The following is a 12,589-nucleotide window of genomic DNA, read 5'->3' as shown; positions in this document are numbered from 1 at the left end:
GCGGGCCGGTCACGGACGCCCGCGGGCCTCTCCCCGCTATCCCGCACGCCATGTCTTCGTAACCATTGGTTCAGACGGACTTGCGACGCTCAGCCAATGAAGCCCGCCGTGCCAGAGCCTTCGCCGCCCCCCGAGGGGTTCGCGGGAAACGGGGTCGTCCACCTCCCACCCGCACGTTCCGACGCGCCTGTCACGCCCCGGGCGCGGAAGAATGGGGTCATGAGTCAGCAGAACGCCCAGGCAGCCGAGGTCCAGCACGCCCAGCCCTCCGTGGGCTCCATAGCCGCGCACCGCCCGCACACGGTGGCCGCCGCGGTCTCCGACCTGGAACCCGACATCGACGCCGACCTCGACGCCTACGAGGAGTCGCAGGGTGACGGGGACCGGCTGCCCCAGGGGCGCTTCCTGGACCGCGAGCGCAGCTGGCTGGCGTTCAACGAGCGGGTGCTCGAACTCGCCGAGGACCCGAACACCCCGCTGCTGGAGCGCGCGAACTTCCTGGCGATCTTCGCGAGCAACCTGGACGAGTTCTTCATGGTCCGGGTGGCCGGCCTGAAGCGCCGCATCGCCACCGGCGTGGCCACCCGGTCCGCCTCCGGCCTCCAGCCGCGCGAGGTGCTGGAGATGATCTGGGCCCGCTCGCGCGAGCTCATGGCCCGGCACGCCGCCTGCTACCACGAGGACGTCGCCCCCGCGCTCGCGGAGGAGGGCGTCCACCTGGTCCGCTGGGCCGAGCTGACCGAGAAGGAACAGGCCCGGCTCTTCACGCTCTTCCGGCACCAGATCTTCCCGGTGCTGACCCCGCTGGCGGTCGACCCGGCGCACCCGTTCCCGTACATCTCCGGTCTCTCCCTGAACCTGGCCGTCGTCGTGCGCAACCCGGTCAGCGGCCACAAGCACTTCGCCCGCGTGAAGGTGCCGCCGTCGCTGGCCCGGTTCCTGGAGAGCTCCCCCGGCCGGTACGTCCCCATCGAGGACGTCATCGGCGCCCACCTGGAGGAGCTGTTCCCGGGCATGGAGGTCGTCGAGCACCACGCCTTCCGGCTCACCCGCAACGAGGACCTGGAGGTCGAGGAGGACGACGCCGAGAACCTCCTCAAGGCCCTGGAGAAGGAGCTCATGCGGCGCCGCTTCGGGCCGCCGGTGCGCCTGGAGGTCGAGGAGTCCATCGACCGCGACGTCCTCGACCTGCTGGTGCGGGAGCTGAAGATCGGCGAGGCCGAGGTCTACCCGCTGCCCGGCCCGCTCGACCTGACCGGCCTGTTCCGGATCGCCGGCCTGGACCGGCCGGAGCTGAAGTACCGCAAGTTCATCGCGGGCACCCACCGCGACCTCGCCGAGGTCGAGTCCGCGTCCGCGCCCGACATCTTCGCGGCGCTGCGCGAGCGGGACGTGCTGCTGCACCACCCGTACGACAGCTTCTCCACCTCCGTACAGGCCTTCGTCGAGCAGGCCGCCGAGGACCCGGACGTCCTCGCGATCAAGCAGACCCTGTACCGGACCTCCGGCGACTCCCCGATCGTCAACGCGCTCATCGACGCCGCCGAGGCCGGCAAGCAGGTCCTCGTCCTGGTCGAGATCAAGGCCCGCTTCGACGAGCACGCCAACATCAAGTGGGCCAAGCGCCTGGAAGAGGCCGGCTGCCACGTCGTGTACGGCCTCGTCGGCCTGAAGACCCACTGCAAGCTGTCCCTGGTCGTCCGCCAGGAGGGCGACACGCTACGGCGCTACAGCCACGTCGGCACCGGCAACTACCACCCGAAGACGGCGCGCCTGTACGAGGACCTCGGCCTGCTCACCGCCGACCCCCAGGTGGGCGCCGACCTGTCCGACCTGTTCAACCGCCTCTCCGGCTACTCCCGCCGGGAGACGTACCGCCGCCTGCTGGTGGCACCGAAGTCGCTGCGCGACGGACTGATCGCGCGGATCGACAAGGAGGTCCAGCACCACCGTGCGGGCCGCCCCGCCTTCGTCCGCATCAAGGCCAACTCGATGGTCGACGAAGCACTCATCGACGCGCTCTACCGAGCGTCCATGGCGGGCGTGCCGGTCGACATCTGGGTCCGCGGCATCTGCGCCATCCGCCCCGGTGTCACGGGCCTCTCGGAGAACATCCGGGTCCGCTCGATCCTCGGCCGCTTCCTCGAACACTCCCGGGTCTTCACCTTCGGCAACGGCGGTGAACCCGAGGTGTGGATAGGCAGCGCCGACATGATGCACCGCAACCTCGACCGCCGGATAGAGGCCCTGGTCCGGGTCACCGACCCGGCCCACCGAGCAGCCCTCAACCGGCTCCTCGAAACCGGCATGTCCGACTCCACCTCCTCCTGGCACCTGGGCCCGGACGGCGAATGGACCCGGCACGCGACCGACGCCGACGGACAGCCGCTGCGCAACATCCAGGAGATGCTCATAGACGCCCGGAGGCGCCGGCGTGGCACAGCAACACCTTGAACCGACGGACCCCACGGCCCGGGCCGTCACCGGGGACGCCCTCGCGGGCTACCTGCGCGCCCAGGCCACGGAGTTCCTCCGCGCGCTGCGCCTGCACCGGGAGACCGGGACGGCGGCCGGCGCGACGGGGTCCGTCGAAGCGGCCCGCGCGCTGCGCCGCTCGGCCCGGCGCATCAGCGGCAGCCTGCACACCTTCCGGCCGCTCCTGGAGGCCGACTGGTCGGAGGAGATCCGCCCGGAACTGGCCTGGCTGTCGGGCACGCTGGGCCTCGAGCACGCCTACGAAGCCCGGCTGGAGCGTCTGTTGCTGGCGCTGCACCGGCTCTCCGGCTCGACGGCCCTGCCCAGCCAGGCCACTTCGGACGGCACGGCCGACCGCGGCAACCTCACCGTGGGCGCGGCCAAGGCGGGCGCCCTGCTGGACCGCCAGCTGACCCTCGCCCGCACCCGGGCCCACTCCACGGCCCTCCAGGCGCTCGGCTCCTCCCGCTTCCACGCGGTCGCCGACAAGGTGGCGGTGCTGGCCAGCGAGGTCCCGCTGACGGCCGCGGCCCCCACGACCGACCTGCGCCCGCCGGCGGCCGCCGCCGAGGAACGCCTCACCGACGCGATCACGGCCCTTCCCCTGGTCACCGCGGGCCACCCGTACAACGCGGAGGCCCTCGTCCACGGCCTGTCCCCGGACCCGTCCCCGCACCCCCAGGACGGCCCCTGGCACCAGGTCCGCCTGCTGCTGCGCCTGCACCGCTACGCCCGCGAGGTGCTGTGCGGCCAGGGCGCCCCGGTGGACATCCGGCTGCTCACGGCCGGCCAGGCCCTGAACCGGCACCGGGACGCCTCGGAGGCGGCCGCCGCGGCGGCGGCCGCCGCCCGCACCCCGCGCATCGCCCCGGCGACCGCCTACGCCCTCGGAGTCCTCCACGCCGACCAGCGGCACGAGGTGGAGGCGGCCCGCTTCGCCTTCCAGCAGGCGTGGCAGAACCAGTCGTTGGAGGCCGTGTGAACGACACCCCGGTACTGGCCGCGGGCTGCGTCCTGTGGCGCCGCTCGCCGGTCGACGGCGACCTCGAGGTCTGCCTCGTCCACCGCCCCAAGTACGACGACTGGTCCCACCCGAAGGGCAAGCTCAAGCGCGACGAGGACGCGGCGGACGGCGCGTTGCGCGAGGTGGAGGAGGAGACCGGCTACCCGGCGTCCCTCGGCGGCGAGCTGTCCACCGCCCACTACTACGCCAACGGCCGCCCCAAGGAGGTCCGTTACTGGGCGGGCGAGGCGGGCGAGGGCCACTTCACCCCGAACCACGAGGTGGACCGCATCCTGTGGCTGCCCCCGGCGCGGGCACGCGAGCGCCTGACGCAGCCACGGGACGCGGAACTGGTGGACGAACTGCTGGCGTCACTTCACAACGCCCCGTAGGGCAGGAAACCCAGGGCGCCGGGGGTACCCCCGGCCGAAGGCGGGGGGAGGAACCGGGCGACCAGCCCCCACCGCCCCGCACCCGACCGCCCCACCACACCTGAACCTCAGGGCCGCTCCCCCGCCTTGTCCACCACACCTGAACCTCAGGGCCGCTCCCCCGCCTTGTCCACCACGGCGATCTCCAGCTCCGCCTCGCTGGACAGCAACATCCCCGCCTTCCCGTACGACCGGTCCTTGATCAGATAGCTGCGGGACCCGAGGAACGAGTAGTCCTCCTTGTCGAAGACCCACTCGGTCCGCACCCCGTAGCGCGTGTCGTCACGGGCGATCCCGAGCCCCCGGCGCCCGATCGCGTCGTGAGCCTGCGGGGCCGCGGTGACACCGGGGATCTTCGCGGCGGCCTGGTAGAGCGCCGCGGCCGTGGCGGGCGGCATCATCCCGCCGAGCAGGGACCCGATCTGCTCGAACACGGCCTGGTCCCGTCCCCGGCCCTCGGCGAACGGGGTGTGCGCGTAGAGGTAGGTCAGCAGCTTGTCGGGGTCGGTGGGCAGCGTGCCGAACCAGCTGTAGGTGGGCCGGCCGAGGCCGGCCGGGGTGCCGTCGCTGTCACCGAGCTGGGCGTTGACCGGCAGGGTCTCGCCGTTCTCCCGGACCAGCCCGAGCCTGCGCAGCGGCCCCGGTTCCTGGGCGGACCACGACTCCCGTTCCCGCAGGGGGTCGAGGACGGCCTTCCCGCTGGTCAGGTCGGCCCCCTGGGTCTTCTCCCGGGTGTAGACGAACTGGTCGTCCCGCACCCGGGGCGTGCTGCGTCCCCCGGCGGCGTCGGAGATCCGGCCCAGCAGGGCCGCGGCGGGCCGCATGTCCGTGGCCACCCCGGGCGCGGAGGTGCCGGAGTGCTCCCGGGCGCCGCCGTTCAGGGCGACCCCCGCGGCCAGCGCGGCGGCCAGGGTCAGGGCGGTCGCCGGAGCCAGCAGCGCGGGCCGCAGCAGCCGGCGGGCCGGGCGGGTACCGGTGGCCCGCTCCCGGCCGGCCTCCCGGCCGGTCTCGCGGCCGGTCTCCAGGGCGGTGTCCCGGGCGATGTCCTGGTCGATGCGATGCATCAGCAGTTCCTTGTGACGAAGGTGCTGCTCGCGCGGAAGGTCCTGGTCGGCCGGGGCCGGCAGCAGGCGGGCGATCTCCTCGCGGTCGCCGTCGTTCATGTGAGCTCCTCCCGTACGGGCAGGGCCGCGATCGCGGCCGCACTTGTCATCTCTCCGCGACCGGCGGGCAGTTCCGGGTTCTCCTCGGCGAGCCTGGCGAGTTTCCGGCGGGCCCGCGAGAGACGGGACCGCACGGTGCCGACGGCGATGCCCAGGGCCTCGGCCGTCTCCCGGTAGTCCAGGCCGGACCACACGCACAGGGCCAGCACCTCGCGTTCCTGGCGCCGCAGCCGGCCCAGGGCGGCCTGCACGGCCCGCAGGCGCCGTGCGTCGTCGATGCGCCCGACCGTCCGGGGCGCGAAGTCCTCCTCCGCCGGCGGCTGCGGCTGGCGCGCCAGGAACAGCTGGCGTCTGCGCTGCCCGCGGCGGGCGTTGTCCGCCTTGTGGGTGGCGATGCCCAGCAGCCACGGCAGCAGCGAGCCGCCTTCCTCCAGCACCCGGTCGCGGGTCCGCCACGCGGTCAGGAAGGTCTCGGACATGACCTCTTCGGCTGTCGACCAGTCGCCGGTCAGCCGCAGCCCGTGGTTGTAGACGGCGCGGGCGAACTCCTCGTACAGCTGGGCGAACGCCTCGCGGTCCCCCTCGCGCACACGGCGGCGCACCTCGTTCTCTGAGTCCCTCACGACCACTTCTCTCCGCGACACCCGAGGAGTTCCTGTGGCCTGTGTCACCCACCGGGCCGGGTGGGACCCGTCTCAACCGGCGGTCAGGTGTCCTTCCACGTCCGCCCGCGCGAGGCTTCTCGCCCGCCGGGCCGGCCCCCGCCAGCCGCACGTGCAGCGGGCGAAACAGAACCGCCCCTGCTCAACCGTGCCCGCCTCGTGTCCCGCCCGCTCCAGGGCCCGTCCGGAACCGTTCTCCTGTGCCACCCCGACAACGTTACCCACGGCCGGTAAAGCCCAAGTATGCGTGACGGCCCCTCGCACCCCTCGTTAACCGGAAGGACAGGCGGCCCGCGACGGACGTACCGGTGGGGGTAGGCAGCGATGGATCGGCGGCAGCACAGGCGCACCGGGAGGACGGCCGTCACCGTGGGCCTCATGGTCGGGCTCGGCGCGTGCGCCACCGGCTGCGGCGGTGCCACGGCCGAGGGCGTGAGCGGCCCGCCCGGCGACCCGGTCACCGTCCTGGAGCACTCGGCGGACCTCCTGCTGAACGCCCGTACCTCCAGGGCGACGACGTCGATGGAGATGGCGACCGGCGGCACCCGGGTCACCATCCGCGGCAAGGGCGTCTACGACTTCGGCCGCCGGCTCGGCAGGCTCACGGTCGTGCTCCCGCAGGACCCCGCCGGCACCCCCGAACACCGCCCGATCACCGAACTCCTCGCACCGGGCGCGCTGTTCATGAAGAACCGGGGGGCCGGGGTGCCCGCCGACAAGTGGGTGCGGGTGGAGACCGCGACCCTCTCCGACGGCAACCTGGTGACCGGCGGCGCCACCGACCCGTTCGCGGCGGCCGAGCTGCTGCGTGGCACCCGGACGGCGACCTATGTCGGGCGGACCGAGGTCGCGGGCACCGAGGTCCGGCACTACCGGGGCACCGCCGACCTGGCCACGGCGGCCGCGGCCGCCTCCGCCGGGAACCGGCCGGCCCTCGCCGCCGCAGCGAAGGGGTTCGCCACCGCCGACGTCCCGTTCGACGTGTACCTCGACGACCAGGGCCGGATCCGAAAGCTCAGGCAGCGGTTCAGTTTCGTCAACGACAGCGGCAAGGGCACGGTGGCGGTCGCCTCGACGACCCTGCTGTACGACTTCGGCACACCCGTGGACGTGAAGCTGCCGCGTTCCCGGGACATCTACGCGGGCCGGATCGCCGAGAACCAGCCGTCGCACTAGTCCGGGACCGGCTCCGTACAACCTGTGAACTAGCCCGTCCGTGCCATGCGCGGTGTGTAGACCGCTGCCTACTCTAGGAAGTCGGTGACGGCAGAGAAGAGGTGATGCACGTGGCTCCGGTCGGCGGTACGGCAGTTCAGGACCACGTGGCCCTCGCCGAGATCGAGCTGTGCGGAGAGCTGATCATCGCGGCGTCGGCCGCCGAGGACCGCCTCAGTCTGGCCAGCATCGACGAGGTGCTGAGAGTGGCGGAGGAACGCGAGGCCGACTAGGACCCTCGGGACCGGGTCGGATCAGGCCAGGCCGGATCAGGTCCGCAGCAGGCGGCCGATGGCCTTCGTGGCCTCCTCCACCTTCGCGTCGATCTCGTCCCCGCCCTTGACGGCCGCGTCGGCCACGCAGTGCCGCAGGTGCTCCTCCAGGAGTTGCAGGGCGAAGGACTGGAGGGCCTTCGTGGAGGCGGAGACCTGGGTGAGTATGTCGATGCAGTAGGTGTCCTCGTCGACCATGCGTTGCAGGCCCCGGATCTGGCCCTCGATCCGGCGCAGCCGCTTGAGGTGCTCGTCCTTCTGCTTGTGGTAGCCGTGCGTGACCGCCGGCGCTCCGCTTCCGGAGGGCGTCACGGCGCCGGCCTCGGTGGTCGTCATCGCGTCCTCCGCATCGTCGAGACACATACCCCTGGTGGGTATATGGTAACGAACTTTGCTGGGTATAGGGCCCTGGGGACGCCCCCGTGCTGATCAGAATGCCCGATGGGCGAAACTGGACAGCGGCCCATTAGCCGTGGCCGGATGATGCGCTTAGCATCAGCCTGACCGAAACCCATGCATACCGAGGACCCCAAGTGCGCTTTCGTCTGACCCCCAGGGAGACGAGCTTCTACGACATGTTCGCCGCCTCCGCGGACAACATCGTCACGGGCTCGAAACTCCTGATGGAACTGCTCGGGGCGGACACGTCTGCCCGGGCCGAGATCGCAGAGCGTATGCGGGCAGCGGAACACGCAGGTGACGACGCCACGCACGCGATCTTCCACCAGCTGAACTCCTCGTTCATCACGCCGTTCGACCGCGAGGACATCTACACTCTCGCGTCCTCCCTCGACGACATCATGGACTTCATGGAGGAGGCCGTCGACCTGGTCGTCCTCTACAACGTCGAGGAGCTGCCGAAGGGCGTCGAGCAGCAGATCGAGGTGCTGGCGCGGGCCGCCGACCTGACGGCGGAGGCGATGCCCAACCTGCGCACGCTGGACAACCTCACCGAGTACTGGATCGAGGTCAACCGGCTCGAGAACCAGGCCGACCAGATCCACCGCAAACTCCTCGCACACCTCTTCAACGGCAAGTACGACGCGATCGAGGTGCTGAAGCTCAAGCAGATCGTGGACGTCCTGGAAGAGGCGGCGGACGCGTTCGAGCACGTGGCGAACACGGTGGAGACCATCGCCGTCAAGGAGTCCTGAGCCGTAGATGGACACCTTCGCGCTCATCGTGACCGTCCTGGTCGCGCTCTTCTTCACGTACACGAACGGCTTCCACGACTCGGCGAACGCGATCGCCACGTCGGTCTCGACCCGGGCCCTGACCCCGCGGGCGGCGCTCGCCATGGCCGCCGTCATGAACCTCGCGGGCGCGTTCCTCGGTTCCGGGGTCGCCAAGACGGTCAGCGAGGGCCTGATCGAGACCCCGCAGGGCTCGCACGGCATGGCCATCCTCTTCGCGGCTCTGGTCGGTGCGATCGTCTGGAACCTCGTCACCTGGTACTTCGGCCTGCCGTCCTCCTCCTCGCACGCCCTGTTCGGCGGTCTCGTCGGCGCGGCGCTGGCCGGGGGCACGGAGGTGCTCTGGAACGGCGTCGTCGACAAGGTCATCATCCCGATGTTCCTGTCGCCGGTGGTCGGCCTGATCCTCGGCTACCTGGTCATGACGGCCATCATGTGGCTGTTCCGCCGCTCCAACCCGCACAAGGCCAAGCGGGGCTTCCGTATCGCCCAGACCGTCTCCGCGGCGGGCATGGCACTCGGCCACGGCCTCCAGGACGCCCAGAAGACCATGGGTGTCGTGGTCATGGCCCTGGTGATCTCCGGCCACGAGACGTACGGCGACCCGATCCCGGCCTGGGTGAAGATCGTCTGCGCCCTGATGCTCTCGCTCGGCACCTACGCCGGCGGCTGGCGCATCATGCGCACGCTGGGGCGCAAGATCATCGAACTCGACCCGCCGCAGGGGTTCGCCGCCGAGGCCACCGGCGCCTCGATCATGTTCACCACGGCGTACCTCTTCAAGGCGCCGATCTCCACGACCCACGTCATCACCTCGGCCATCATGGGCGTCGGCGCGACGAAGCGCGTGAACGCGGTCCGCTGGGGCGTGGCCAAGAACATCGTCCTGGGCTGGTTCATCACGATGCCGGCAGCGGCCCTGGTAGCAGCGGCGGCCTACGGCGTCGTACGCCTCACGGCCCTCTGACCCCCGCCTCCGCCCAGCCGGGCAGGGCCGTTTCCGACCACAGGCGACCGCCGTCCCCGACGGGGGGCAGGGCAGCGCCCTGTCAGGGGCGCGGGGAACCGCGCGAGCGGGCACGACGGACCGGCGGTCGCCCTACGGCCACGCCGCCCACCCCCTCCGCGCCGCCCACCCCACCCGGCCGCACACGAGGAGACGCAGACGGGCCCGCCCCCGGGAGCCAGGGGCGGGCCCTCTTGCGTCCTCGCGGTGGCACCGCCATGCAGCACCGCGAGGGGTCAGGGTCGGCTCAGCCGAAGCGGCCGGAGATGTAGTCCTCCGTGGCCTGGACCGACGGGTTGGAGAAGATCCGCTCCGTGTCGTCGATCTCGATCAGCTTGCCGGGCTGGCCCACGGCCGCGAGGTTGAAGAACGCCGTACGGTCGGAGACCCGCGCCGCCTGCTGCATGTTGTGCGTCACGATGACGATCGTGAAGCGCTCCTTCAGCTCACCGATCAGGTCCTCGATGGCGAGGGTGGAGATCGGGTCGAGGGCGGAGCAGGGCTCGTCCATGAGCAGCACCTTCGGCTCGACCGCGATCGCACGGGCGATGCACAGCCGCTGCTGCTGACCACCGGAGAGACCGGAGCCCGGCTTGTTCAGGCGGTCCTTGACCTCGTTCCAGAGGTTCGCGCCCTTGAGCGACTTCTCGACGACGTCGCCCAGCTCGCTCTTCTTGAAGTTGCCGTTCAGCTTCAGCCCCGCGGCCACGTTGTCGAAGATCGACATCGTGGGGAACGGGTTCGGACGCTGGAACACCATGCCGACCTCACGGCGCACCGACACGGGGTCGATACCGGCGCCGTACAGGTTCTCGTCGTCGAGGAGGACCTTGCCCTCGACCCGGCCACCGGGGGTGACCTCGTGCATCCGGTTCAGCGTGCGCAGGAACGTCGACTTGCCGCAGCCGGAGGGGCCGATGAACGCCGTGACGGTCCGCGGCTCGATGTTCATCGAGATGTCGTCGATGGCCTTGTGGGAGCCGTAGTAGGCGGTGAGCCCGCTTACGTCGATTCGCTTGGACATTACTTCTTCACTTCCAGACGGTCGGTCGCTGTGAGGCCGGTCAGCGACCGGTCTTCGGGGCCTTCCAGCGGGCGATGCCGCGGGCCACCAGGTTCAGGATCATCACGAAGGCGATCAGCGTGAGCGAGGCCGCCCAGGCACGGTCGTAGGCCGCGTTGGCACCGGCGCTGTTCGCGTACTGCTGGTAGATGAACAGCGGCAGCGACGACTGCGCACCCTCGAAGGGGTTGTTGTTGATGAACGGGTTGCCGAACACCAGCAGCAGGACCGGAGCGGTCTCGCCCGCGATACGGGCCACGGCCAGCATGACGCCGGTCGTGATACCGCCGATGGAGGTCGGCAGGACCACCTTCAGGATGGTGCGCCACTTGGGCACGCCGAGCGCCAGGGACGCCTCGCGCAGCTCGTTCGGGACGAGCTTGAGCATCTCCTCGGTGGAGCGCACGACCACCGGCATCATCAGGATGGCCAGGGCGAGCGATCCGGCGAAGCCGAACGGCTCCATGTTGAAGATCAGCATGATGCTGAGGATGAACAGACCCGCGACGATCGACGGGATGCCCGTCATCACGTCCACGAAGAAGGTGACCGACTTGGCCAGCCGGCCGCGCCCGTACTCGACGAGGTAGACCGCGGTGAGGATGCCGATCGGGGCGCCGATCAGGGTGGCGAGGCCGACCTGCTCCAGGGAGCCGATGATGGCCGCGTAGGCGCCACCGCCGGGCTGGGAGTCGGCGACGACGCCCATGGAGTGGGTGAGGAAGTAGACGTCCAGGACCTTCACGCCGCGCGAGATGGTCACCCAGATCAGGGAGACCAGCGGGACCACGGCGATGACGAAGGCGACCCAGACCAGGGAGGTCGCGACGCGGTCCTTGGCCTGGCGGCTGCCCTCGACCCGGGCGGCGATGCCGTAGGTGCCGAAGACGTAGAGGAGGCCGGCGATCAGGCCCCACTGGACCTTGCTGTCCAGGCCGGCGGCCAGTCCGATGGCCACGCCCAGGACGATGGACCCGCCGACGATCGCGTACGGGGACCACTTGGGGAGGCTGGCGCCCTGGAGCGTGCTGGTGCGCTTGCCGGCGACTGCTGCGGTGCTCATGCGTTGGCCCCCGAGTACTCCGCACGGCGCTGGATGATGATCCGGGCCGCGCCGTTGACCAGCAGCGTGATGACGAACAGGACCAGACCGGAGGCGATGAGCGCGTCACGGCCGTCGGCGGTCGCCTCGCTGAACTTGCTGGCGATGTTCTGGGCGAAGGTGCCGCCGCCCGGGTTGAGCAGGCTGGCGTGGATGTCGAAGTCCGGGGAGAGCACGGTGGCGACGGCCATCGTCTCGCCGAGCGCGCGGCCGAGGCCGAGCATCGAGGCGGAGATCACACCGGAGCGCCCGAAGGGCAGCACCGCCATGCGGACGACCTCCCAGCGCGTGGCGCCGAGGGCCAGCGCGGCCTCCTCGTGCATCTGCGGGACCTGGCGGAAGACCTCGCGGCTCACGTTGGTGATGACCGGCAGGATCATGATGGCGAGCAGGATGCCGACGGTGAGCATCGAGCGCGGCGCCCCGCCGTCCCAGGAGAAGATCCCGGTCCAGCCGAAGAAGTCGTCGAGCCAGCCGAACAGGCCGGTCATGTGCGGTACGAGGACCAGCGCGCCCCACAGGCCGTACACGATGGACGGCACGGCGGCGAGCAGGTCGATCACGTAGGCGACCGGGCCGGCCATCCGGCGCGGCGCGTAGTGCGTGATGAACAGCGCGATCGCGACGGCGATCGGGACGGCGATGGCCATGGCGATGATCGAGGAGACGATCGTGCCGAAGGCCAGGACCGCGACACCGAAGGTCGGCGGGATGACGTTGGTGTTCCACTCGAAGGTGGTGAGGAAGTTGCCGTGGTCGCGGCTGATCGCGAGGGCGGCGCGGTAGGTGAGGAAGACCGCGATCGCGGCCATGATCACCAGGAGCAGGATGCCGGAACCGCGGGAGAGACCGAGGAAGACCCGGTCACCGGCGCGGGTGGCGCCGCGGGCGTTGCGCTTCTGCTCGGCGATGCCAGGCTGTGGGGTGGGAGGCGGTGCGTCTGTCGTCTGCGTGGATATGTCCATCGGGTTCTCCGGTCTGCGGAGCCGCGCTCGCGGGCGGCT

13 protein-coding genes are annotated in these 12,589 nt (G+C 70.8%); 7 read left to right on the top strand and 6 right to left on the bottom strand.

All coding sequences use genetic code 11. The features are described from left to right. Nucleotides 1-96: 96 nt before the first annotated feature. Genes AAW13_RS41980 through AAW13_RS41970 form a run of 3 tightly spaced genes read left to right on the top strand, consistent with a single transcriptional unit; the run spans nt 97 to nt 3,870 of the window. Entirely contained in the window at nt 97-2,454 is a 2,358-nt protein-coding gene (locus AAW13_RS41980) for an RNA degradosome polyphosphate kinase (protein ID WP_107483538.1), read from the top strand. Further along, nucleotides 2,435-3,457, top strand: a complete 1,023-nt coding sequence (locus AAW13_RS41975; protein WP_046732850.1) for a CHAD domain-containing protein — start codon at nt 2,435-2,437, stop codon at nt 3,455-3,457. Before AAW13_RS41980 ends, AAW13_RS41975 begins: the two co-directional genes overlap by 20 nt. Continuing rightward, a complete protein-coding gene (locus tag AAW13_RS41970) occupies nt 3,454-3,870 on the top strand; it encodes an NUDIX hydrolase (RefSeq protein ID WP_046732851.1) in 417 nt (138 codons plus the stop codon). Before AAW13_RS41975 ends, AAW13_RS41970 begins: the two co-directional genes overlap by 4 nt. 146 nt (nt 3,871-4,016) lie before the next feature. On the opposite strand, the gene AAW13_RS41965 is transcribed toward AAW13_RS41970, so the two are convergent. Together AAW13_RS41965 and AAW13_RS41960 are read right to left on the bottom strand one after the other, a co-directional pair. Then, entirely contained in the window at nt 4,017-5,072 is a 1,056-nt protein-coding gene (locus AAW13_RS41965; RefSeq protein WP_046732852.1) for a CU044_5270 family protein, read from the bottom strand. Further along, on the bottom strand, nt 5,069-5,674 hold the full coding sequence (locus AAW13_RS41960) for an RNA polymerase sigma factor (RefSeq protein ID WP_046732879.1): 606 nt from the start codon (nt 5,672-5,674) through the stop codon (nt 5,069-5,071). Before AAW13_RS41960 ends, AAW13_RS41965 begins: the two co-directional genes overlap by 4 nt. Before the next feature lie 384 nt (nt 5,675-6,058). Between AAW13_RS41960 and AAW13_RS41955 the strand changes: the two genes are divergently transcribed. Together AAW13_RS41955 and AAW13_RS46255 are read left to right on the top strand one after the other, a co-directional pair. Further along, nucleotides 6,059-6,910: an SCO4651 family lipoprotein gene (locus AAW13_RS41955; protein ID WP_046732853.1), complete on the top strand. Its 852-nt coding sequence runs from the start codon at nt 6,059-6,061 to the stop codon at nt 6,908-6,910. Between the two features lie 104 nt (nt 6,911-7,014). Beyond that, the gene (locus AAW13_RS46255) at nt 7,015-7,182 is read left to right on the top strand and encodes a hypothetical protein (protein ID WP_167391796.1); all 168 of its coding nucleotides are present in this window, start codon (nt 7,015-7,017) and stop codon (nt 7,180-7,182) included. Nucleotides 7,183-7,218: 36 nt separating this feature from the next. Here AAW13_RS46255 and AAW13_RS41950 read toward each other — a convergent pair whose 3' ends face one another. Beyond that, entirely contained in the window at nt 7,219-7,557 is a 339-nt protein-coding gene (locus tag AAW13_RS41950; RefSeq protein ID WP_046732854.1) for a metal-sensitive transcriptional regulator, read from the bottom strand. A 197-nt stretch (nt 7,558-7,754) separates the two neighbouring features. Here AAW13_RS41950 and AAW13_RS41945 point away from each other — a divergent pair, with 197 nt between their 5' ends. Both AAW13_RS41945 and AAW13_RS41940 read left to right on the top strand, forming a co-directional pair. Further along, complete coding sequence (locus tag AAW13_RS41945; protein WP_046732855.1) at nt 7,755-8,375, top strand: DUF47 domain-containing protein; 621 nt, start codon at nt 7,755-7,757, stop codon at nt 8,373-8,375. 7 nt (nt 8,376-8,382) lie between these two features. Next, nucleotides 8,383-9,381, top strand: coding sequence for an inorganic phosphate transporter (locus AAW13_RS41940; RefSeq protein ID WP_046732856.1), 999 nt, complete (start codon nt 8,383-8,385; stop codon nt 9,379-9,381). A 286-nt stretch (nt 9,382-9,667) separates the two neighbouring features. Here AAW13_RS41940 and pstB read toward each other — a convergent pair whose 3' ends face one another. From pstB to pstC, 3 genes are read right to left on the bottom strand one after another with little or no spacing between them, the layout of a single operon-like run. Continuing rightward, complete coding sequence (gene pstB / locus AAW13_RS41935) at nt 9,668-10,444, bottom strand: phosphate ABC transporter ATP-binding protein PstB (RefSeq protein ID WP_046732857.1); 777 nt, start codon at nt 10,442-10,444, stop codon at nt 9,668-9,670. 40 nt (nt 10,445-10,484) lie between these two features. Next, on the bottom strand, nt 10,485-11,546 hold the full coding sequence (pstA, locus tag AAW13_RS41930) for a phosphate ABC transporter permease PstA (protein ID WP_046732858.1): 1,062 nt from the start codon (nt 11,544-11,546) through the stop codon (nt 10,485-10,487). Further along, the gene (pstC, locus tag AAW13_RS41925; protein WP_046732859.1) at nt 11,543-12,550 is read right to left on the bottom strand and encodes a phosphate ABC transporter permease subunit PstC; all 1,008 of its coding nucleotides are present in this window, start codon (nt 12,548-12,550) and stop codon (nt 11,543-11,545) included. The genes pstA and pstC overlap by 4 nt, the downstream gene beginning before the upstream one ends. Between the last annotated feature and the right edge of the window lie 39 nt (nt 12,551-12,589).

The organism is Streptomyces humi (assembly GCF_001005085.2).
In the GTDB taxonomy this organism is placed as follows: Bacteria; Actinomycetota; Actinomycetes; order Streptomycetales; family Streptomycetaceae; genus Streptomyces; species Streptomyces humi.
This window is presented reverse-complemented; position numbering and strand designations above follow the sequence as displayed.